The organism is Actinomadura atramentaria DSM 43919 (assembly GCF_000381885.1).
Lineage (GTDB): Bacteria > Actinomycetota > Actinomycetes > Streptosporangiales > Streptosporangiaceae > Spirillospora > Spirillospora atramentaria.
Window position 1 is genome coordinate 442,404 of the sequence record NZ_KB907209.1, and the last position, 20,846, is coordinate 463,249.

The 20,846-nt window shown below is 73.9% G+C and carries 18 protein-coding genes and 1 tRNA gene; 6 read left to right on the plus strand and 13 right to left on the minus strand.

Annotated features, from left to right (window positions below):
- Positions 1-76: 76 nt before the first annotated feature.
- Positions 77-1,042 carry a TIGR03557 family F420-dependent LLM class oxidoreductase gene (locus G339_RS0106005; RefSeq protein ID WP_019630177.1) on the minus strand — a complete coding sequence of 322 codons (966 nt, stop codon included), beginning with the start codon at positions 1,040-1,042 and terminating at the stop codon, positions 77-79.
- A gap of 96 nt (positions 1,043-1,138) precedes the next feature.
- Here G339_RS0106005 and G339_RS0106010 point away from each other — a divergent pair, with 96 nt between their 5' ends.
- Positions 1,139-1,939 (plus strand): carbon-nitrogen hydrolase family protein, encoded by an 801-nt coding sequence (locus tag G339_RS0106010; RefSeq protein ID WP_019630178.1) that lies wholly within the window; start codon positions 1,139-1,141, stop codon positions 1,937-1,939.
- Between the two features lie 5 nt (positions 1,940-1,944).
- Here G339_RS0106010 and G339_RS0106015 read toward each other — a convergent pair whose 3' ends face one another.
- The 4 genes from G339_RS0106015 to G339_RS0106030 are packed head-to-tail and all read right to left on the minus strand — an operon-like array spanning position 1,945 to position 5,107.
- Complete coding sequence (locus G339_RS0106015) at positions 1,945-2,886, minus strand: NADP-dependent oxidoreductase (RefSeq protein WP_019630179.1); 942 nt, start codon at positions 2,884-2,886, stop codon at positions 1,945-1,947.
- Between the two features lie 56 nt (positions 2,887-2,942).
- Positions 2,943-3,581 (minus strand): class I SAM-dependent DNA methyltransferase, encoded by a 639-nt coding sequence (locus tag G339_RS0106020; RefSeq protein WP_019630180.1) that lies wholly within the window; start codon positions 3,579-3,581, stop codon positions 2,943-2,945.
- A 31-nt stretch (positions 3,582-3,612) separates the two neighbouring features.
- Entirely contained in the window at positions 3,613-4,548 is a 936-nt protein-coding gene (locus tag G339_RS0106025; RefSeq protein ID WP_026341183.1) for a helix-turn-helix domain-containing protein, read from the minus strand.
- A 34-nt stretch (positions 4,549-4,582) separates the two neighbouring features.
- The gene (locus tag G339_RS0106030) at positions 4,583-5,107 is read right to left on the minus strand and encodes a CGNR zinc finger domain-containing protein (RefSeq protein WP_019630182.1); all 525 of its coding nucleotides are present in this window, start codon (positions 5,105-5,107) and stop codon (positions 4,583-4,585) included.
- Positions 5,108-5,132: 25 nt separating this feature from the next.
- Between G339_RS0106030 and G339_RS39325 the strand changes: the two genes are divergently transcribed.
- A complete protein-coding gene (locus G339_RS39325; protein ID WP_019630183.1) occupies positions 5,133-5,306 on the plus strand; it encodes a hypothetical protein in 174 nt (57 codons plus the stop codon).
- 72 nt (positions 5,307-5,378) lie between these two features.
- The gene (locus tag G339_RS0106040) at positions 5,379-5,900 is read left to right on the plus strand and encodes a VOC family protein (RefSeq protein WP_033322334.1); all 522 of its coding nucleotides are present in this window, start codon (positions 5,379-5,381) and stop codon (positions 5,898-5,900) included.
- A gap of 16 nt (positions 5,901-5,916) precedes the next feature.
- Here the strand turns inward: G339_RS0106040 and G339_RS32740 are convergent, their stop codons facing one another.
- From G339_RS32740 to G339_RS0106055, 3 genes are all read right to left on the minus strand, one after another.
- Positions 5,917-6,321: an MmpS family transport accessory protein gene (locus G339_RS32740; protein WP_019630185.1), complete on the minus strand. Its 405-nt coding sequence runs from the start codon at positions 6,319-6,321 to the stop codon at positions 5,917-5,919.
- Between the two features lie 105 nt (positions 6,322-6,426).
- Positions 6,427-7,788, minus strand: a complete 1,362-nt coding sequence (locus G339_RS0106050; RefSeq protein WP_019630186.1) for a lipase family protein — start codon at positions 7,786-7,788, stop codon at positions 6,427-6,429.
- Between the two features lie 212 nt (positions 7,789-8,000).
- Positions 8,001-9,869, minus strand: a complete 1,869-nt coding sequence (locus G339_RS0106055; protein WP_157407369.1) for a DNA/RNA helicase domain-containing protein — start codon at positions 9,867-9,869, stop codon at positions 8,001-8,003.
- 483 nt (positions 9,870-10,352) lie between these two features.
- Between G339_RS0106055 and G339_RS0106060 the strand changes: the two genes are divergently transcribed.
- Positions 10,353-11,375 carry a hypothetical protein gene (locus tag G339_RS0106060; RefSeq protein ID WP_019630188.1) on the plus strand — a complete coding sequence of 341 codons (1,023 nt, stop codon included), beginning with the start codon at positions 10,353-10,355 and terminating at the stop codon, positions 11,373-11,375.
- A 48-nt stretch (positions 11,376-11,423) separates the two neighbouring features.
- On the opposite strand, the gene G339_RS0106065 is transcribed toward G339_RS0106060, so the two are convergent.
- The 3 genes from G339_RS0106065 to G339_RS0106080 all read right to left on the minus strand — a co-directional run bounded on the left by G339_RS0106065 (position 11,424) and on the right by G339_RS0106080 (position 12,976).
- A tRNA-His gene (locus G339_RS0106065) sits at positions 11,424-11,499 on the minus strand.
- A gap of 72 nt (positions 11,500-11,571) precedes the next feature.
- Positions 11,572-12,186, minus strand: a complete 615-nt coding sequence (orn, locus tag G339_RS0106070) for an oligoribonuclease (RefSeq protein ID WP_026341185.1) — start codon at positions 12,184-12,186, stop codon at positions 11,572-11,574.
- Between the two features lie 148 nt (positions 12,187-12,334).
- Positions 12,335-12,976: a pyridoxamine 5'-phosphate oxidase family protein gene (locus G339_RS0106080; RefSeq protein ID WP_019630190.1), complete on the minus strand. Its 642-nt coding sequence runs from the start codon at positions 12,974-12,976 to the stop codon at positions 12,335-12,337.
- A 68-nt stretch (positions 12,977-13,044) separates the two neighbouring features.
- Here G339_RS0106080 and pdxR point away from each other — a divergent pair, with 68 nt between their 5' ends.
- Both pdxR and G339_RS0106095 read left to right on the plus strand, forming a co-directional pair.
- Positions 13,045-14,526 carry a MocR-like pyridoxine biosynthesis transcription factor PdxR gene (pdxR, locus tag G339_RS32745; protein WP_019630191.1) on the plus strand — a complete coding sequence of 494 codons (1,482 nt, stop codon included), beginning with the start codon at positions 13,045-13,047 and terminating at the stop codon, positions 14,524-14,526.
- Positions 14,527-15,403: 877 nt separating this feature from the next.
- Positions 15,404-16,483 (plus strand): phosphotransferase family protein, encoded by a 1,080-nt coding sequence (locus G339_RS0106095; protein WP_019630193.1) that lies wholly within the window; start codon positions 15,404-15,406, stop codon positions 16,481-16,483.
- A gap of 29 nt (positions 16,484-16,512) precedes the next feature.
- Here G339_RS0106095 and G339_RS36470 read toward each other — a convergent pair whose 3' ends face one another.
- Together G339_RS36470 and G339_RS0106105 are read right to left on the minus strand one after the other, a co-directional pair.
- Positions 16,513-18,024, minus strand: a complete 1,512-nt coding sequence (locus G339_RS36470; RefSeq protein ID WP_026341187.1) for an RNA polymerase sigma factor — start codon at positions 18,022-18,024, stop codon at positions 16,513-16,515.
- A 262-nt stretch (positions 18,025-18,286) separates the two neighbouring features.
- Entirely contained in the window at positions 18,287-20,704 is a 2,418-nt protein-coding gene (locus G339_RS0106105; protein WP_026341188.1) for a substrate-binding domain-containing protein, read from the minus strand.
- Positions 20,705-20,846: the final 142 nt, after the last annotated feature.

The window sequence follows — 20,846 nt, forward strand, 5'->3', positions numbered from 1 at the left end:
TCGCCCTTGGCTCGTCAGGGCGGCAGCATAACCCCCAGCCGCGCGGCGGTCGACGGTCCGGAGCGGCGGGACGGCGTCAGGACGGCGTCAGCGACCGCAGCGGACCGGCGAGTTCGCGGGCGAAGAAGTCGAAGAACGCGTCCGCGTCCTCCCCGGCGTTCATGAGCGCGAGGTGGTCGAACCCGGCGTCGACGAAGCCCTGCGCGACCTCCAGGTGCCGGGCCGGGTCGGGCCCGCAGCCGAACGCCTCGCGGATGTCGGACTCGGTGACGGTCGCCGTCGCGGCATCGAAGTTGACGGGATTGGGCAGTTCCGCCATCACCTTCCACCCGGTGACGCCGAACCGCATCCGCCGGTGCGCGGCGGCGACGGCGGACTCCTCGTCGGGCGCGTAGGACAGCGGGATCTCGGTGAAGCGCGGCCCGGCGCCGCCCTCGTCGCGGTACGCGGCGACGACGGACGGGTCCGCGACCGTGTTGAACAGCCCGTCCCCGAGTTCGGCGGCGAGCCGCGCCGCGCGGGGGCCGCCCGCGGCGACGACGATCGGCGGCGGCTCGTCCGGCAGGTCGAACACGCGCGCGTCCTCCAGGTCGAGGTACTTGCCCTCGAACGACTGGTACCCGCCCGACCACAGTCTCCGGATGATCTGCAGCGCCTCGCTCAGCATCTCCTGCCGGACCTTCGCGGACGGCCACGGCATCCCCACGACGTGCTCGTTCAGCCGCTCCCCGGACCCGACGCCGAGGACGAACCGGCCCTCCGACAGGATCGCCGTGGTCGCCGCCGCCTGCGCGATGATCGCCGGGTGGTAGCGGACGCTCGGGCACGTCACGCCCGTCGCGAGCGTGATCCGCTCGGTGCGCGCGGCGGCCGCGGCGAGCATCGACCACGCGAACCCCGAGTGCCCGTGCTCGGGCAGCCAGGGGTGGTAGTGGTCGCTGACCTCGACGAAGTCGAACCCGGCGCGCTCGGCCTCGACGGCCTGGCGGACGATCTCGCGCGGCTCGAAGCCCTCGGCGAACAGCTTGAATCCGATCTGCATGACGATCCCCCTTCCGGCGGCCCCCTGCCCGCCGCGGGCCGGGCCAAGCGCCGTCTGCTAAACCGGGAGGCCGGAGAGCGACCGAGGAGGAAGCGGATGGTCCGGATCGCCGTCGCGCAGTTCGAGCCCGGCCAGGACAAGGCCGCCAACCGCGAGCGGGTCGGCGCGCTGGTCGCGTCGGCGGCGGCCGGGGGAGCGCGCGTCGTCGTGCTGCCGGAGTACGCGAGCTTCACCGCGCCGCGCATGGACGAGCGGTTCGTGGCCGCCGCCGAGCCGCTGGACGGGCCGTTCGCGGCGCACCTCGCGGACGTCGCCCGCGCGCACGGCGTCCACGTCGTCGCGGGGCTCACCGAGCGCACCGCCGATCCCGCGCGCGCGTCCAACACGCTGCTCGCCGTCGCGCCGGACGGGACGGTCGCCGCGACGTACCGCAAGACCCACCTGTTCGACGCGTTCGGCTACCGCGAATCGGACTTCCTCGCGCCCGGCCCGCTCGCCGACCCGGAGACCTTCACCGCCGAGGGCCTGACGTTCGGCCTCCAGACCTGCTACGACGTGCGGTTCCCCGAGGCGGCGCGGCGCATCGCCGACGCCGGGGCCGACGTCCTCGCGCTGCCCGCCGCGTGGGTGCCGGGCCCGCTGAAGGAGGACCACTGGCGGACGCTGGTCCGCGCCCGCGCCATCGAGAACACGTTCTACGTCGCCGCCGCGGACCAGTGCGGGCGGACCGGCGCGGGCCAGAGCATGATCGTCGACCCGATGGGCGTCGTCGTCGCGGCACTGGGCGAGGCGGCGGGCATCGTCGTCGGGGACGCGTCGGGGGAGCGGATCGCCGCCGCCCGCGCCACCAACCCCGCGCTCGCGCTGCGCCGCTACACCGTCGTCCCGCGCGGCTGACCCCGTCAGATCCGGATGACGGTCTTGCCGCCGGACCGGCCCGCCCGGCTGTCCGCGACGGCGGCCGGGGCCTCCTCCAGCGGCGGCTCCTGCTCGATCGCGATCCGCAGCCGCTTGGACTGGACGAGGTCCGCGACGTGGTCCAGCGCCTCCGGCGTCCCGTGGACCGAGTAGTTGATCCCGCGCAGGCCGCGCTCGGCCATCGCGTCCGGGTTCACCGACCAGACCGTCGTGATGTACGTGCCGCCCTCGCGCAGCAGCGCCGCGACGCGCTCGACGGCCGGGGGCATGCTGACCAGGTCGATCACCACGTCCACGGCCGCGTCCGTGCGGTGGACCTGGTCGTTGACGTTCTGCCGGTAGTCGACGGTCTCGGCCGCGCCGAGCGTCCGCATGCGCTCGGCGACGTCCGGCCGCCCCACGGTCGCGATGACGCGCGCGCCGGCCGCCGACGCGAGCTGCACGACGTTCTGCCCGACGCCGCCCGTCGCGCCGATGACCAGCACCGTCTGCTCCGGGCCGACGCCGGCCTGCTCGACCAGCCCGCACGCCGTCATGCCCGACGTCGGCAGCGCCGCCGCGAGGACGTAGCTCATGTCGTCGGGCATCCGCGTGACCGGGTCGTCGGGGCGCGCGACCGTGAACTCGGCGTAGGTGCCGAGCCCCCGGTCCGTCCCGTAGAACGACCCGAACACGCGGTCCCCGACCCGCAGCCGCGTGTCGCCGCCGCCGGACGCGGTCACGACGCCCGCGCCGTCCACGCCGAGGACGAGCGGGAAGCTCGCGTCGTAGGAGTCCTTGCGCATCCCCTCGGCGATCTTCCAGTCCAGCGGGTTCAGGCCCGCCGCGACCAGCTCGACCTGGACCTCGCCGGGCCCCGGCTCGGGCTCGGGCAGGTCCATGAGCGACGGGGTCGCCCCGTACTCCGACACGGCGATGGCTCGCATGGCAGTCCCCCGATCCACGTGCGAGAACGTGCCGCGCCTACCCGGCGCGGCACGCTTCACGCATCGGGCCGGACCGCGACGAGGTACGCCTGCGGGACGGCCTCGCGGCCCTCGGGCGCGCGCACCAGGCGGGCCTCGATGTCGAATCCGGCGTCCGCGAGCAGGTCCGCGGTCCGGTCGGGGGAGAGGCGGTGGAAGTCGAGCGTCACCGGGTGCCCGAACGGGTTCTCCAGGCGCAGCGGCTCCGTTCCGACCTGGAAACCGAGCAGCAGGCGTCCGCCCGGCCGCAGGACGCGGTGGAACTCGGCGATCACCGCCGGGTGGTCGGCGGGCCGGATGTGGATGAGCGAGTACCAGGAGACCAGGCCGCCGAGCGTTCCGTCCGGCACGTCGAGGGCGGTCATCGAGCCCTCCTCGAACCGGATGTCGGGGAACGTCCGGCTCGCCAGCGCGACCATCTCCGGCGACAGGTCGACGCCGGAGATGTCGCAGCCGAGCGCGCGCAGCGCGGCCGTCGTCCGGCCGGGGCCGCTGCCGACCTCCAGCACCCGGCCCGTCACCCGTTCGGCGAACGCCGTGTGGATCGCCCGCGCGTAGGCGTCGCCTGCCAACTGGTCGCGGAACATCTCGGCGTATTCCGCCGCGATGGCGTCGTACCCGCTCCGGACATCGTTCAGATAGGACGGTTCGGTCATGGCGGACCAACCTAGTCCGCCGCCCGGGGCGTCAGGCGGACAACGCGGCGATCAGCCAGTCCGCCGCGTCGGCGAGCCCGGCGGGCCGCGGCGTCCCGTTGATCACCGAGAGGAGCCGCCAGTAGCGCTCGTAGCCGTGGTCCGACGACGCCGTCAGCCGCCGCAGCAGCCAGGCGCGGAACTCCGGACCGTCCGCGCGGCCCGCGTGGCCGGCGTACGCGGCGGCCAGCTCGTCCACGATCGGACGCGACGCCGCCGAGTCCGGCGCGATCCCCGCGGCGCGCGCCGCGGCGACCCGTTCACCGAGCAGCGCGGCGAGCGCCCGGCTCCGTCCGGCGTCGCCCGGCGCGGTCTCGGCGGCGGCGCGGGCCTGGTCGACGGCGGCGGCGCGCACGGCCGCGCGGAACCCGTCGTCGCCGACGAGCTCCGCCAGCTCCACCCACGCCCCGACCTGCTCGGGCGACGGGTCGTCGGGCAGTTCGGGCATCGCGGCGCGCATCATCGGCAGGAAGCCGGGGCCGAGGTCGAGGTCGGCGAACGTGTCGTCGATGAAGTCGTTGATCAGTCGGCGGCGTTCGGTGTCGGTCAGTCGGGCGAGCCTGTTCATCAGGGCGATCTCCTCGTCGGTGACGGTTCCCCGGCTCGCCACCGCCCGCAGGACGGCCTGGTGGAGGCGCATCGCGCGGACGCGCGTCCCGAGCGCGTCGGCGTGCGCGGCGGCCACGCGTTCCAGCGGCACCTCGCGGTCCACGACCCGGCGGATCGTCGCGAGGTCCACGCCGACGTCCCGCAGCGTCCGGACGAGCCCGACGCGCAGCGCCGCCGCGCGGCCGTACAGGCGGTAGCCGGCCGGGGTTCGGGCGGCCGGCGGCACCAGGCCCTCGTCGGACCAGAACCGGATCGTCTTGACCGTCAGGCCGGTCAGCCGGGCCAGTTCGCCGATGGTGAGGAGCGTGTCGTCGGCCATGTCCGCCACCGTGGCGTCTCCCGTCGCTGGAGGGTCAAGCCCGCGCCGCGCGCCGCGCGCGGTGGGCCGAGACGTTGACGCGGTTCGCGCAGCGCTGCGAGCAGAACTTGCGCCGCCCGTTGCGGGACGTGTCGATGAAGACCGTCGCGCAGCCGTCCCGCAGGCAGCGGCCGAGCCGCACGCCGCCCGCCGCGACGACCGCGACGGCGAGGCCGCCCGCGATGGCCGCCTTGACGCGTTCGGCGGTCTCCAGGTCCTGGTTCACGTAGTGCAGATGTGGCTCGGAGCCGTCGTGCGTGGAGATGCGGACGCCGGTCGCGGTCTCCTCCAGCAGCGCGTTCAGGACCGCCATCTGCCGTTCCACGTCGGGCTCGCCGAAGACGGGGCGGACGCGCTCGATCCACGCGGCGAGGCGGCGGGCGTGCGCGGCGGTCAGCTCGGGGCGGGCGATGCCGTGGACGCGCAGGATCTCCGAGAGCGTCGAGGGGTCGTCGTCGGGCGCGTTCAGCAGGTCGGCGGCGACCCGCGCGCCGGTCCCGCCGTAAGCGTTGAAATGCATAAGACCATTGCAGCACGGTGGGGGCATGGAGATCGAGACCTGCCCGTCCTGTCCCCGGAGGGCCGCCGCGTCCGACGTCGAGTCCGCCCACCTCACCTCCGAGGGCGTCGTCCGCTACCGGCGCTGCGTCTGCGGCGCGCGCTGGATCGACCTGCGCGCGTTCCGGTGGCCCGCGGCGCTCGGCCCGGCTCCGCGCTGATCCGCGCGAACACCCGCGCGGACCCGCCCCGGCCTGCGATGATGGCGGCCCGTTGCGAGCAGGGAGTCCGGGTTGGCCCGAGGCATCGACCACATCGGGGTGACCGTCCCGGACCTGGAGGCGGCCACCCGGTTCTTCGCCGAGGCGTTCGACGCGCGGGTGCTGTACGACACGCTGCGCCGCGAGGACGGGCCGGTCGGCGGGTCCGGCACCGAACGGCGCCTCGGCGTCCCGCCCGGCACGGCCGAGGTGGTGATCCGGATGCTCGCCCTTCCGGACGGGCCCGGGCTCGAACTCTTCGAGTTCCGAGGACCCCGGCAGCGCGACGCCGCCATTCCGTGCGACATCGGCTGGCAGCACGTCGCCTTCTACGTCGATGACCTGGAGGCCGCCGCCGCACGCGTGACGCGCGCCGGGGGAATCCCGTTGGGCGATCCCCAGCCGCTGCCCGGCCCGGAGGCGGGGTCGCGGAATCGGTTCTGGTACGCGCGGACGCCGTGGGGCGGGACGTTGGAACTGCTCACCTACCCCGATCCGCAGCCCTACGAGAAGACGACGGAACGGCGTCGCTGGCGGCCGCCCGCGACGCCGTGAAATCGCCGCCGGGTGATCAGGAGTGGACCGTGTGGTCGCAGTTCACGCTGGAGTGATCGCCGCTGTTCTTGCTCTGCTTGACCAGCTTGCCGTCAACGTAGATCTGGCATGTCACCGTGCCCTTGGCGCCCAGGTTCGATACCGACAGGCCGACGAACTCGCCCGTTTCGACGACGATCGTCTTCGTCCAGGGCAGGAGGACGCTCGTGGCCTCGCCTTGTTCCTGCCCTGCGGGCGTCGAGTAGGTGATGTCGGCCTTCGTCGCCGTGCCGACCGCTTTGTAGGCGATTTCGTGCCGGGGCTTCCCCTGCTTGGGCTTGGCCACCGCCGTCTGCTTCGGGTCGGCCGTGTCGCTGCAGGCGGAAAGGGCGAGCGCCGTCAGGCAGGCGGCGGCGACGAGCGGAAGGGGGCGTCGGTTCATGGAACTGTTTCTCCTGGGGATTCGGGGCGGGGCGTCAATGGGACGCTGTTCCGCGCGGCGCGGTTCTGTGCGGCACCGCCGAAAGGCTCATGAACGGGTTGCGTGTCAGCAGGTTCCGCGGTCCGGGACGCCCGCGAACCGGTCGCGCAGCCAGCGTGCCACGTCGTCGGCCGCGAGCTTCGCCGTCGCCGCGTGCTCGCCCGGGTAGTTCGCGCGGTAGCGGGTCGCGATGCCCGCGCGGCAGTACGCGGTCGCCGTCGCGTCCTCGGTGGAGGCCGGGACGACCTCCTCGAACGCGCCCCGGTACTGCAGCACGGGGAACGGCACCTGGTAGCGCGCGCCCGATCCGGCCGCGCCGACGCCCGCGCCGAGGCGCTGGTCGGCGAGGATCTGGCCCCACGTCCGTCCGTCGTCGCCCTCGATCTGTGCGAAGCGGTCCGGCGTCAGGCGGTCGGTGGTCAGGTCCTCCAGCCGCGTGAAGAAGAACCGCGACAGCGTCTCGCCGCCGCACGCGCTCCGGGCGTCCGCGACCGCGCGCCTGCCCTGCTCGTTCAGCAACTCGTCGAACGGCATCGACGGATACGCCGCGCTGAGGCCGACGAGGACGTCCACCAGGTAGCCCGCGAAGACGCCGCCGTCCTGGCTCGCGGCGACGGCCCGCAGGTCCCCGGGCACGCCGCCCGCCGCGCCGCCGACGACGCGCAGGCCGGGCGTGTACGACGCGGCGAGCTGCGCCGCCCACAGCGACGCCGATCCGCCCACCGAGTATCCGGACAGCCCGACCTCGGTTCCCGGATCGAGCCCCGCCGCGGGCATCCGCAACGCGGCCCGCGCGCCGTCCAACAGCGCGTGCCCCGCCGCGGCGCCGACGCCGAACGCGGGCGTCTGCCCGTCCAACCGCCCGACCCCGTCAGCGACGACGACGGCGAATCCCTGCCGCAGATAGGCGCCGACCGAACCGCCCGTCCCGCCGCCCTCAGCGGCCAGGCCGGCCGCGACCTGGTCGGCCGCCGCAGCCGAGCGGGCGGTCGCCGTGCCGGTCCGGACCGCGTGGTCGGGACGAAGCGTCCCGGACCGCTGTGGCCGCTCAACAAGCCGACGCGAGAACGAGCACCGCGCTCCCAGCCCGAGCCCACCCGGCGCATAGGCGACGAGCGGCCGCGCCCCGCTCCCCGTCCACGGCGCGTCCGGCACCACGACCGTCCCCGCCACCGCGATCTTCTGCCCACGAACGTCGGTGGACACGTACTGCACAACCCAGGCCCGCGCCCCGACGACCCCGTCCCGCACCATCCGGCAGGCCAACACGTCCCCCGGCTCCCCGATGATCACCGAAGGCGACGACCGAACCCGCGCCACGGAGGCCCCGCACGCCTCCCCACTCGCCCGCGCCACGACACCCGGCACCACGACCGCCGCGATCCAGACCGCGACGGCGACGACCCAACGCCCGAACCGGCGACTCATCTCTCTCCCGCACCTTCCGACCGGACGGGGTGGGTTCCGGTCACGAGAAACGGTCGCCCGAAGCCCGCCGAGACACTAGTGCGCCACACGCACGTCTCCCCACCCCCAACCCACCCCCGAACAACAAGAACCGCCCCGCGGAGGCGCACATCTACCCGCGATCGGTGCTCAACCGCGGGGCGTCACCGGTGTTCGGCGGACGAGGCGGGTGCTCAGCGCACTCCTCTTCCGATGAGTTCGTTGAGGAACCGCTGGGTTTCCGGGTCCGTGGAGTAGACGCGCGTCGCGCGGGTGCTGCGCGTCAGCAGCACCCGGTAGATGTTCAGCGCGAGCGGCAGGTACCGCTCCGGCGAGATGCCGTTCATCGCGGAGTCCTTGCTGAAGGCCGGGCGCGCCACCCACGCGTCACCGCGCCGCACGAGGTCCGGGCCCATGATGACCCCGCCGTGCCCGTACTCGAGCCCCTGCGCGGTGTAGATGCATCCGATCTGGCGATGCCCGCCCGGGTCGGTCGCCCAGAAGTTCCGGTGCGGGGCGTCGCGCATCGCCTCGTCCGCGTTCCACGGCGCGGACCAGGTGCGCGGGGAGCCGTCGGGATCCGTCCAGGCGATGTCGACCTCGGGCACCAGCACGCGCCGGTCCCGCGCCCACGGCCAGCAGAACCCGGCGGTGATCCGCGCGCCGTGGTCGGCGGTCGCGTGCCGGTCGACCCAGTCCTGCAGTTCCCGCGGGTCGTTCGCGACGGCGAGGTCGAAGTCGTCCCCGGTCCAGCGGACCGGTGTCTCGTAGAGGAACCGGTCGACCCAGCGGATGTAGTTCCGCGACCCGTTGGACCGGAAACTCCCCGACAGCGGCAGCACCTCGAAGTCCGCGCCGTGCGCGGCCGCGACGCGTTCGGCCTCTTGGACGGTGATGCCCTCGTCCGGCCGGATGATCTGGCGCTCGTCCAGGAACAGGACCAGGACGGGGATCCGCTCCACGGTCTGGCCGAGGAGCCGCTGCGCCTGGTTCCGCTTCAGCCGCTGGCCCTCGTCGATGATCATCGCGCGGGCGCCCTGCGCGCTGTGCGCGAGCATCGCCGTCGGCAGCAGGACGAGGTTCTTGGCCGCGTCGCGGAGCACGCGGCGCACCTGGGCGATGAGCGTGCCCGACGGGGTCACGAACCGGGCGGCGACGCCCGCCCGGCGATTGAGGCCGCCGAACAACCGGATGGCGACCACCGTCTTCCCGCTGCCGGGTCCGCCGGTCACGACGATCAGGCGCGGCCGCGAGCCGGGGGAGCGGAGCGCCTCCTGCGCCGCGCGCCGGACGCTGAGGAACGCCGTCTGCTGGTCCCCGGCCAGGGTGAACGACGCGGCGTTCTCCACGTCGTCCGCCATGGCGCTGAGCAGGGACTGCGCGGGAACCCACCGCGCTCTCGCGAACTCGGCGACCGACCGCTCGTCCGGCGGGCTCGTGGACTCGGCCAGGAACAGCCGTGCGAGTTGCCGCGGGGGAACCTCGCTTCCTGTCTGGTCGCCCGCGATGACCGGGACCTCTGCCGCGTGCCGTCGCTCGGCCGCCCAGATGACGCGGGCCCGTTCCTCCGATGCGTTGTGGAGGAAGGCGACGCCCCGGATCCGCGACAGGCGGAAGCCGTCCTCGACCCAGCCGCGCAGGAAGGCCAGGTAGCCGAGCACTTGGACGACCGGGTTCAGGAATTCTTTGCCGTTCCGGAGGCGGACGAACCCGTCCCGCACGGGCTCGGCGTCGTCCCACTGCTTCAACTCCACCACGATCAGGTCGGGGGAACCATCCGGCCCGGTGCCGAGCAACAGGGCGTCGAAGCGCATTCCGCCGCCCGCCATGCCGTGCTCCAGGTAGATCCACAGCCCGCCGAGACCGGCGCGCAGCAGGACGTCGACGAGCGGCGGCCAGCTGTTCCGCCAGCTCCGCAGTTCGCCGTCGCCGGCCGGGCCGAAGCCCTCGGCCCGGTACCGTTCGGCGCACGCGGTGAAGAACCCCGGATCCCGCAGACGTTCCGCCAGCACGGCGACCGGCCCGTGCCACACGCAGGGGATCGTCGTTGCCGCCGCGCTCACGACGCGTCCCCCGTGACGTGCGTGCGATCGGGCTGCGATCCCGAGGCATCCCGCCGGTTCGGGACCTTCACGGCCTTGAGCACCTTGCCGCGATCCTCTCTCGACCTGGTCGGGACGTAAGTCATCGCCCGCCCTCTCGCGACCCGACTCCCCCGCCGGGAGTGGAGCCGTCGTGATGACGCCCAGCGCCTACCGCCTCAAGGCGCAGGAACAGCAGACCACCGGACGCGGATCAACCTACCGACCGCCCGCGACAGAACGCGATGGGACCGCCGTACCCGGCGCGGCTCACGGCATGAAGGGGTCTCCGGTGGCTAGAGTCGCGGACGGCGATCGAACCGGCATCACTGCGGCAATCCGCCCCGCACCCCGGCCCCGGTGGCTCGTCGGACATCGCCGCCTGGCCCCCGGCCAGCGCAACGTGCCGCCCATCGTCTGCCTCCGGGCGGCAACGCCAGACACGACGACTTTGGGAATGCATCGATGAAGGTGATGTTCCAGCCGGCCAGACTGAAGACCAAGTCGGTCAAGAAGCATTATGAGGACACCGTCCTGAACCCCGTCGACCTGGACGCCAACGCGGACCTCCTGGGCGAGGAGGATCTGCGGATCCTCCAAGAACTGTCGCCGGCCGGTCGTGCGGTTATGTGGGGAATGACGCCTGGGAAGGGCGGCGTGAACGTCTCGCGCTACGAAAAGCTCGAGCGCGGAGACTACGTCTTCTTCTATGGTGACAAAAGACTCTATCTCGGTGGATCGATCAGCCATCTCTTCCGCAACGCCGAGTTGGCCGATCGGTTGTGGGGAAGGGACGATGACGGCCGCACCTGGGAATGCATGTACTCACTGACCGACGTTCGCGGCTGCAAAATCCCGTTCAGTGAGATCCGGCCGCTCCTCTCGAGGATCAAGAGCGACAGATTCTTCGTACAGAACCCCTATGTCGTTGATGGAGAGGACGCCGAGCGAGTCGCCGATTTCGCCGGGGTCGACATCGTGGACTCTCCCGGCTTCGACCTCGCGGACGACTACGCGTCGGCCGCCGCGCCGAAGCAGCCGAGACTCCCGGCCGTCGACCGGGACTTCGACCGCCGCGTCGATGCCACCCGGCGTGTCGAACAGGGCGCTTTGAAGAAGTATCTGCTGCCCGGTGACGAAGGAGAGTGCGCGTTGTGCGGCCGCATCCTTCCTCGCGAGGTCCTCTGGGCGGCGCATATCAAGAAGCGCAGTGAATGCACCGACCGTGAACGCGGGGACATGCCCAACATCGCGATGCTGGCATGCAATCTGGGATGCGACATCGTCTACGAGAAGGGATTCGTCGCGGTGGACGACGGGGGTGCCGTGCTCGTCAGCCCGCTCGTCCGCCATGACCACCTCAAGGAGCACATCGAGCGGTACCTGCGGGGCCGCGTCGTCTCGTGGTGGAACCCCGAGCGCGCCGACTACTTCGCCTGGCACCGGAACCACACGTTCAAGGCACCGCCGCCAAAGGGAGCGCAGTAGTGCTTGGGGAACGCGAAAGGCCCGGTCGGGGACCGGGCCTTTCGGGAGTGGGGTGAGTGAGGGGACTTGAACCCCCGACATCTTGGACCACAACCAAGTGCTCTGCCAGCTGAGCTACACCCACCGTGGCCGGAACGGCGTTCGCGGCTTCCAGTAGTGTAGCGGCTCCGGGAGGGTGGTGCGCCACCGAGATTCGTCAGGCGGGGCGGGGGGTCGCGGCGATGGCGTCGGCGGCCAGGGCGCGGGCCGTCTCGGAGTCGGGGCCGGGCTGCGCGACGAAGACCGCGGAGCGGTAGTAGCGCAGCTCCTGGATGCTCTCGGTGATGTCGGCCAAGGCGCGGTGGCCGCCCTTCTTCGCCGGGCTGGCGAAGTAGGCGCGGGGGTACCAGCGGCGGGCCAGCTCCTTGATGGAGGAGACGTCCACCATGCGGTAGTGCAGGTGGCCGTCCAGCGCGGGCATGTCGCGGGCGATGAACGAGCGGTCCGTCGCGATCGAGTTGCCGCAGAGGGGGGCCTTGTTGGCGTCCTTGACGTACCGCTTGACGTAGGCGAGGACGCGGTCCTCGGCCTCGGCGAGGGAGACGCCGCCGGGCAGCTCCTCCAGCAGGCCGGACGTGGTGTGCATGTCGCGGACGACCTTCGTCATCTGGGCCAGCGCGGCGTCCGGGGGCCGGATGACGATGTCGATGCCCTCGTCCAGGATCGTCAGCTCGCTGTCGGTCACGAGGACCGCGATCTCGATGAGGGCGTCGTTGCGGAGGTCGAGACCGGTCATCTCGCAATCGACCCATACGAGTTTGGTGTCGCTCATCTACCCTCTCACCTGCGGAAGCCGTCCGCGCCGGGGTCGGCGGGAGCCGCCGGCGCGCGGCGGTCGCCGGACGCGGCGCACGGGTCGGCGGTCATGGTCACCAGGTCAGGTTATGCCTCTCCGGCGCCCCGCACGGCCGCACGGCCCGTCAGGCGCCGGGAACGCCCGCCGGGACGGGGATGCCGGGGGCCAGTCGCGGGTCCGGCTCGGGCTCGCCGAACGCCGTTCGGACGGGGACGACGCCCGCCCACACCTCCAGCGCGTAGTCGTCCTCGTCGTCGCCGGGCGGCCCCGAGCGGGCCTTCACCGACGCCTCCGCGAGCGGCACCGCGAGCACGGACGTCCCGGCGAGTTCCTTGGCGGTCGGCTGCCGGACCGAGTCCCAGCGGCCTGGCGCGAGGTTGTCGGTGATGGCGCGGAGCGCCGCCAGCTTCTCCGCGTCGTCGGTGACGGGCCGCGGCGTCCCGTAGATCACGGCGCTGCGGAAGTTCATGGAGTGGTGGAAAAGCGATCGGGCGAGCACCAGCCCGTCCACCAGCGTGACCGTGACGCACACCTCCTGCGCGGCGCGCAGCGTCGTTGATCCCGTCGAACCGTGCAGGTACAGGGTGTCGCCGGAGCGCCCGTACGCGGTCGGGATCACGCGCGGCGCGCCGTCCAGGACGACGCCGAGGTGACAGACCATGCCCTCGTCGAGCAGCCGGTACAGGGCCGCGCGGTCGGCGGTGGAGCGCTCCGGGTAGCGGCGGACGCGGGTCCGTTCGGTGGAGGAGAGCGGTGTCGTTTCCATGTCGCCTACGCTAGGCCGCGAGTGGACTGGTCAGTAGAGCCACTTCGAGGCGATCAGGGGGGACCACTTTGTTCGACCTTCCGCTCGTGGTGGAGCGCGGCGCGGGCCCGCTGCGCGACCAGCTCGTCCGCCAGCTCCGCGCCGCGATGCGCGACGGGCGGCTCGCGGCGGGCGAGCGGCTGCCGTCCGGGCGGGCGCTGGCCGCGTCGCTCGGCGTCAGCCGGACCGTCGTCACCGAGGCGTACGAGCAGCTCTACGCCGAGGGCTGGATCGAGGGGCGGCACGGCTCGGGGACGTACGTGACGGACATCGTCAGCGAAGCCCACCGGCCGCGCGCCGCCGCGCCCGAGGCACCGCGCGTCGAGCGGGAGCCCGCCGCCGCCGGGACGATCGACCTGCGGCCCGGCACCGCGTTCACCGGCTCGCTCGACACGCCCGCGTGGCGGCGCGCGTGGCGGCTCGCCGCGTCCGCGCCGCTCGACGAGCGGACCGACCCGCGCGGCCAGGCGGGGCTGCGCGCCGAACTCGCCGAGTACCTGCGGCGCAGCCGGGGCGTGGTGTGCCCGCCCGACCGGATCGTCGTGACGCGCGGCGCGACCAGCGGCCTCGCGCTCACCGCCGCCGCCGTGCTCCGGCCCGGCCTGCGCGTCGGCGTCGAGGAGCCCGGGTTCGGCAAGGCCCGCGCGGTGCTGGCCGCGCGCGGGCTGGAGGTCGTGCCGTGCCGGGTGGACGGGCACGGGCTCGTCGTCGCGGACCTGCCGGACGACCTCGCGCTCGTCTACACCACGCCGTCCCACCAGTACCCGCTCGGCGGCGTCCTGCCGGTGCCGCGCCGGCAGGCGCTCGTCGCGTGGGCGCGGCGGACCGGCGCGCTCGTCGCCGAGGACGACTACGACGGCGAGTTCCGGTTCGACGTCGCGCCGCTGCCCGCGCTGCACGGCCTCGACCCCGACGTCGTCGTCTACCTCGGCACGACCGCCAAGATCCTGACGTCGCGGATCGGCGTCGGCTGGCTGGCGGCCCGCCCCGACCTCGCGGCGGCCGTCGCGCGGTACCGCGAGAGCGTCAACGACCGCGCGCCCGACCTCGCGCAGGAGGCGCTGCGCGTCCTGCTGGCGCGCGGCGACCTCGACCGGCACGTCCGCCGGATGCGCGGCGAGTACGCGCGCCGCCGCGCCGTCGCGACGGACGCGCTGGCCGGGCTCGACCTGCGCGGCGACACCGCGGGACTGCACCTGGTCGTCGCGCTCCCGGCGGGCGCGGCCGAACGGGTCCGGCGCGAGGCCGCCGAGCGCGGCGTCCTGGTGGACGCGCTCGGCCGCTACCAGACGACCGAGCCGGAGCTGAGCGGCCTCGTCATCGGCTACGGCGCGGCCCCGGACGCCGACGCGCTCAGGACCGGATGCTCGCTGGTTCGGGAACTGGCAGCGGCGGCACGGGATCGAGATCCCCGGGCAGGCGCGGCGCGGGCAGCCGCGGCGCGCGCTCCTCGCGCGGCAGCGGCCGGGCGACCGGCGGACTCCCCGCGACCGGCGTCTCCGGCCCGGTGACCCGCCGGACGTCGATCGCGCCCGGGTCGGGCCGCCCCGGCCCCGGCACCTGCGACGCGCCGAAGTGGCCGCCGCGCGCCCACGCCCGCCGGTCCCGCCGCGCCTGGTAGGACTGCGGCGGCGGCAGCGGCGGGCCCGCGGGCCAGCGGCGCGCCACCCCCCACGCGTCCAGCCACGCCATGATCACGTCCAGTCCGGTCAGCGGCGCGGCCGTGAACGGCTCGTGCGCCGCCCCCACCACCATGATCTGCAGGCACGCGCGGCCCTCCCGGCCCGCCGCGCCCAGCGCCGCCGCCGCCCGTGTCGCGGGGACGAGCTGCACCAGCTCGCCCGTCCGCGGATTCCACACGACGTGGACGGGCCGTCCGGCGCGGACGAGGTCGGCGGCCACCGACCGGGCCGACACCACCCGCGGATCGGAGTCGCTGCCCAGCCACACCGCGCGCGGGGCCCCGCCGCGCAGCGGTCCGCCGTCGTCGCGTGCCGGCATGCGGCCGGCCCCCGGTAGCCATGCGTCTGCCACCGTGCGTCCTCCCCAATCGGGCGCTCTCGCCCCGAATTGGTCCGATCGTTCGTTCGTAATCCAGCGGGGCGGGGATGTCCACCCCGGCGCCGCCGTGCGTTCGGCGGCCGTTCGCGGGCGCGTGCCCCGGGCCGCCGCGGCGGGCGTACCCGGCGCGCCGCGCCGATCCACCTCGCGGCCGGGGGTCGTCGGTCGCCACGGCGGGTCGTGGCCGTTCCGCCGCAGGTGGGCGGTGTTCCGGGGCGGTCGCGTGGCGCGGCCGGATGTGGCCGGGGAGGCGTGGCGCGTCCGGCGGGGCGCAAGGGAGGGGGCGGTCTTCCCCCGGCGATCCGAGCCGCGTTCTAATAGGTCGTCATGAGCGTCCCTGAACTGCCCGCCGGCGTGCCCGGCGTCGACGTCCCGCGCCTCGCGTCCTGGCTCGCCGGAGCCCTCCCCGGCGCGGGCCCCATCACCGCGGTCGAGCTGATCGCGGGCGGCCGGTCCAACCTGACCTACGGCATCGCGCTCGGCGACGGGCGCCGCGTCGTGCTGCGCCGACCGCCGCTCGGGCACGTCCTGCCGACGGCGCACGACATGGGACGCGAGTACCGCGTCATGGCCGCGCTCGGCGCGCACACGGGCGTGCCCGTGCCCGGCATGCTCGCGTTCTGCGACGACCCGGACGTCATCGGCGCGACGTTCTACCTCATGGACTTCGTCGAGGGCCGCGTCCTGCGCGACGAGGCGGACGCCGCCGACCTCACCCCCGACCAGGCCCGCGGGCTCAGCGACGCCCTCGCCGAGGCGCTCGCCGCGATCCACACCGTCGACCCCGGAAAGGCCGGGCTCGCGGACTTCGGCCGCCCCGCCGGGTACATGGAGCGGCAGCTCCGCCGCTGGGGCAAGCAGTGGGACAGCTCGCAGGACGCCATCCGCGCCACCGGGACCGTCCGCGAACTGCCCGAGTACGACCGGCTCGTCGCGCGGCTCGGCGAACGGCTGCCCGGCGACGCGCCCGCGCGGCTCGTCCACGGCGACTTCCGGCTCGACAACGCGCTCGTCCGGCTCGACCCGCCGGCCATCTCCGCCGTCGTGGACTGGGAGATGGCCACCCTCGGCGACCCGCTGTCGGACCTCGGGCTGACGCTCGTCTACTGGACCGACGCCGCCGACCCCGCCGCCCTGCCGGTCGGCGCGACGATCACCGCCGCGCCCGGCTTCCACACGCGCCGCGAGTTCGCCGAGCGGTACGCCGCGCTCACCGGCGCGGACCTCGCGTCCCTCGACTTCTACGTCGCGTTCGCCTGCTTCAAGCTCGCGGCGATCCTGGAGGGCATCCACGCGCGGTTCCTGCAGAACGCCACGGTGGGGGAGGGGTTCGCCGAGATCGGGGACGCCGTCCCGCTGCTCCTGGACCGTGCCCACGCCATCCTGGACTCCGGCTCTCCCTGGTGAGGGCCGAACGGTGACGGGACGCGGCGGGGTCACTGCGTCGGACGGCCCTGGGACTCCGTGCAGGTGACGGCGACCGTCGCCTGCGGGGAGAAGCTGACTGAACCGGAGTGGCAGTCACCTGAGATCATGACCGATCCTTCGCCGGTTCCCTCGTGCTGGCTCACGTTGAACCCGCCATCCGAGACCACGGTCCATGTCACGGAGGACGGTGCATGCACGTTGACCACGCACATCCCCGGTAGCTCGCAGCTCGACGGCGACACGCTGATGGACTGCTGCGGCGGCGCGCCGTGCGTCGGCGGCGCGGGGCGCGTCGACGGGGTCTTGCGGAGGGTGTGGGTGGGTTTCGGGGTGGCCGTGCGGGTCGTCGCGGAGGTGGACGGCGTCGGGCTCGGCGAGGTCGTCGTCGGCGTCGGGGACGGCGTCGCGGACTCGGACGGCGGCGGGCTGTCCTCCGGCGAGTCCGAGGGGTCGGCGGGCGCGGACGGCGACGGCGACCCCAGCCCCGCCGCCGGGTCCGACGAGCCCGGCATCAGCAGGTAGGCCCCCAGCACGACGAGCACCACGGCGGCGGCCGCGCCCAGCGCGGGCAGCAGCCGGGGCGGGAGACGGCGGCGGCGCGGCCCGTCCAGATCGTCCGCCCCGTCCGCGCCGGACGGCGGCCCCGCGAGGCGGACGGTGGCGGTCGGGGCCTCGGGACCGGGCGACCCGGCCCGCTCCGCGGCGGCCGCGACGACCTCCGGGTCCGCGGCGGCGTCCGTGATGGCGCCGGGCAGTTCGGCGGGCATCAGCGCGACCGGCAGCACCTGCAGCAGCCGCGCCCCGGCCACGGGCCGCCGCGGGCTGCCGCCGCAGCGGCGGCACTCCTCGGCGTGCCGGACCAGCGCGCGGGCCGCGTCGGGCGTGAGCGGCCAGCCGCCCTCGGCGGCGAGCGCGGCGGCGCGCGGGCAGCCGTCGCCGTCCGCGCGGGCGATCAGCGCGGCGGCGACGGCGTCGTCGAACGCGGCGCGCGCGTCGGCGGTGAGCCGCGCCGCGTCGGCGTCGTCGAGGCCGAGCACCGCGCCGATCTCGGGGGTGTCCAGGTCGTGGCGGAGCAGCAGGTCGAGCGTCTCGCGCTCGCGGCCGCGCAGCCCGGCCAGGGCGCTGTGCGCGAGGCGGCGGCCCTCCAGCCGCCGGGCCTGCTCGGCCTCGTCCAGGTAGGGGTCCTCGGCCTCGGGGGCCTCGATCCGCTCGACGGGCCGGTCCGGGTCGTGCAGCCGCCGCAGGCACTCGGTGCGGACGAGCGCGTACAGCCAGCCGCGCAGCCGCCCGCCGGACGGGATGTCCGGCGACCCGGCGCGGCCCAGCGCGCACGCGGCGAGCAGCGCGTTGTGCAGCGCCCACGCGGCGTCGTCCTGGTCGCGCAGCAGCGCGTGGCAGTAGTCGTACAACCGGGCGCCGTACCGGTCGGTGAGCAGCGCCGGGGCGGCGGGGTCGCCGACCGCGAGCGCCCGGGCGAGCCGTTCGTCGGCGGCACGGTCGAGACTGGGCCAAGCGGACACAGGGTCCTCCCGCGAGAGGGACGGGCGAGGGTGGCGCGACGGGCGGAGGTGAGCGGCGTTCCGCGCGCCGTGCGGCCGGTCGCGGCCCGAGCCCCCGGCGGAACCGGCAGGGGGCAAGAGGTCGGAGGCCCGACGGCCCCGCTCCCCGTCGGGCCTCCGACAAGGAAGACGGTCGAGCCGGGCGGCCGGTTGACACCGATCGCAGATTTTTTTGGAGGTTTCCGGCGGGGCGGGGCAAGCCGCCCGCCCCGCCGGGCCGGGGTCAGTCGTTGATGCGGCGCGCGATCATCTTCAGGACGATCTTCTGGATGTCCTGCGGGTTCTGCGCGACGTTCACCGTGCCGTTGGTGATCGCCGCGATCTTCTGCAGGGACGTCTGGTCGACGTCCTTGCCGTAGCCGATCATGTCGACCTGGATCGGCTTGTTCGGGTCGCGCATCTGCTTGATCTGCGCGAGCGTCTGGGCGAGGGACGGCCCGTCGGGGTCGTCGTTCTGGCCGTCGGTGAACAGCAGGATGGTGTTCACGAAGTCCGGCCGGTACCCGCGGTTCATCTCCTTGTAGGCGGCGAGGACGGTCGCGTAGATGGCCGTGTCGCCGTTCGGCTTGGGCTGGAGCCGCGCGAGCTCGGACAGGATCTGCCCGCGCCGGGTCGTGGAGCCGATGCGGTCGCCGAGGCCGCCGATCGGCACCATCTCCTTCCAGTCGCGCTTGCCGACGAGGTTCGTCGAGAACTCCCACGCGCCGATCTCGGTGTCGTTGGGCAGCATGCTCAGCCCGCCCTGCTCGACGCGGGTGATCGCCTGGAGCCGGTTCATCCCGCCGCCGACCGGGGCGGCCATCGAGCCGGACACGTCCGTCAGGATCAGGATGCGGATGCTGAGCGACAGCTTCGACCACGCCTGCATGACCCCGGCGACCTCGGCGGCCTTCGGCGACGGGAGCTGGCGCGGACGGGACGGGCTCACGCCGAGCTTCTCCGAGAAGCCCTCGGGGGCCTTGCCGTCCGCGGTGCGGAAGCCGAGCTCGCGGACGTCGGCGCGCGTCGCGTCGGTGTTCATCGCCGACTCCAGCAGCGCCGCCGCCTTGGTCTTGGCGTCGTCGCCGGTGGTGACGGTGTAGGGGTAGTCCTCCGAGAGCGTGCCCTCGATCGGGTACAGGGCGACGGCCGGCTCGGCCGGGTTCGTCTTGTTGAACTTGTAGAGGGCCTGTTCGGAGGAGAGCGCGACCGGCTGCTTGCCGGTGCGGCCCTTCTTGAACAGCTTGAACTGGTCGTCCACCTTGGGGACGGTCGCCTCGCGGACCGTCCGGACGATCCCGGTGAAGATCGACTCCTTGTTGGGGTCGCTGGTGAGCAGGGTGTCGGTGATCATCAGCGCGCCCAGGCCCGACGCGTTCTTCGTCGGGTCGGGGACCATCAGCCGCACCGCGTTCGGCGGGATCATCTGGTTCTTGGTGACGCCGCCGCCCGCGACGCCGCCCGCCGCCTTGAGCAGGTTGTCCCACGTCGGGGTCGCGGTGACGCCCTGCTTCTGGAGCTGGGCCGCGAGCGACTGCGGCAGGCCGACGACGATCGGGCTCGTCGCCACCGAGGTCTTGGAGATCGTGATGGCGCGCTTGGCCTTGTCGGGGCTGGTGCGCACGAGCGACGTCCACAGGGTGGAGTCGGGAATCCACACGTCGGGCTGCTTGGTGGAGTCGGACGGGACGCCCTGGCCGGACAGCAGCGTCGCGATCGACGACGGGTCGTCCGCGGACACCGACGCCTGGACGCACTTGCCGCCGACCTTGCGGCCGTCGCCGTTGAACCGGTCCGCCGCCTTGCGGATCGCGGGCGCGATGTCGGGGGACGCCGAGACGCGGAGCGTCAGGGCCTCGTCGCCGCCGCAGCCGCCGCCCGTCCCGAGGAACGCGTACACGCCGACGCCGAGCAGGACCGCGAGGCCGACCGCGCCCGCGAGCGGGCCGAGCAGGACGCCGCGGCGGCGCTTGCGGCGGCGGCCGCTCTCGAAGCCGCCGGAGCCGCCCGGACCGCCGGACCCGCCCGAGCCCCCGGAACCACCCGAGTCGCCGCCCGCGCGGCCGCCGAAGAAGCCGGTGGGGCGCTCGTCGGAGCCCGAGACGGTGTCGTAGCCGCTGAAGCCCGCGCTGGACGCGCCGGGCAGCGTGTAGCCGCCGATCTCGCCGGAGCCCTGCGGGACGGGGCGGTCGTAGCCGCCGGACGCGTAGGGGCGCTCGTACGATCCGGAGCCGGGCTGCTCGGCACCGCTCGCGCCGGGCTGGTACGCGCCCGAGCCGGGTCGCTCGTAGCCACCGGAGCCCGGTCGCTCGTACGATCCGGAGCCGGGCTGCTCGGAACCGCCCGGCCGGTACGCGCCCGAGCCCGGCCGCTCGTAGCCGCCGGAGCCGAAGGAGCCGTACGGGTCCGGCCGCTGCTGCGGCGCGGCGCCGTACCCGCCCGTCCCGCCCGGGATCTGCGGCCCGGACTCGCCGTAGGAGCGCTGCCCCGGCCATTCGGGGTTCTCGCCCGTCTCGCCCGGCGTCACCTGCGGGGTCTGGCTGTCGCGCGGCGCGAACCAGTCGGAGGACCCGTCGTTGGCGGGACCGAAGACCGGTGCTGCCGGGTCGTGCTCACCGTCATCCGGCCCCTCAGGGAAGTCGTTGCGATGACGTCCGCTCACGGCAGCCTCGATTCACCAGAAACCCGTCGATGTTTCCCGGCACTGTAGTAGTCCGGCCCATAGGTTACAAAGGCGGGGAAAATGATGATGTTGCAGGTCATACGCCGGACGGTGGGGCGCGCGGACGGCCCGGCACAATAAG

Bases quoted from the DNA above. Each gene is read 5' to 3' on its own strand.
- G339_RS0106005 (WP_019630177.1), bottom strand. From the start codon at position 1,042: ATGCAGATCGGATTCAAGCTGTTCGCCGAGGGCTTCGAGCCGCGCGAG.
- G339_RS0106010 (WP_019630178.1), top strand. From the start codon at position 1,139: ATGGTCCGGATCGCCGTCGCGCAGTTCGAGCCCGGCCAGGACAAGGCC.
- G339_RS0106015 (WP_019630179.1), bottom strand. From the start codon at position 2,886: ATGCGAGCCATCGCCGTGTCGGAGTACGGGGCGACCCCGTCGCTCATG.
- G339_RS0106020 (WP_019630180.1), bottom strand. From the start codon at position 3,581: ATGACCGAACCGTCCTATCTGAACGATGTCCGGAGCGGGTACGACGCC.
- G339_RS0106025 (WP_026341183.1), bottom strand. From the start codon at position 4,548: ATGGCCGACGACACGCTCCTCACCATCGGCGAACTGGCCCGGCTGACC.
- G339_RS0106030 (WP_019630182.1), bottom strand. From the start codon at position 5,107: ATGCATTTCAACGCTTACGGCGGGACCGGCGCGCGGGTCGCCGCCGAC.
- G339_RS39325 (WP_019630183.1), top strand. From the start codon at position 5,133: ATGGAGATCGAGACCTGCCCGTCCTGTCCCCGGAGGGCCGCCGCGTCC.
- G339_RS32740 (WP_019630185.1), bottom strand. From the start codon at position 6,321: ATGAACCGACGCCCCCTTCCGCTCGTCGCCGCCGCCTGCCTGACGGCG.
- G339_RS0106050 (WP_019630186.1), bottom strand. From the start codon at position 7,788: ATGAGTCGCCGGTTCGGGCGTTGGGTCGTCGCCGTCGCGGTCTGGATC.
- G339_RS0106060 (WP_019630188.1), top strand. From the start codon at position 10,353: ATGAAGGTGATGTTCCAGCCGGCCAGACTGAAGACCAAGTCGGTCAAG.
- orn (WP_026341185.1), bottom strand. From the start codon at position 12,186: ATGAGCGACACCAAACTCGTATGGGTCGATTGCGAGATGACCGGTCTC.
- G339_RS0106080 (WP_019630190.1), bottom strand. From the start codon at position 12,976: ATGGAAACGACACCGCTCTCCTCCACCGAACGGACCCGCGTCCGCCGC.
- G339_RS0106095 (WP_019630193.1), top strand. From the start codon at position 15,404: ATGAGCGTCCCTGAACTGCCCGCCGGCGTGCCCGGCGTCGACGTCCCG.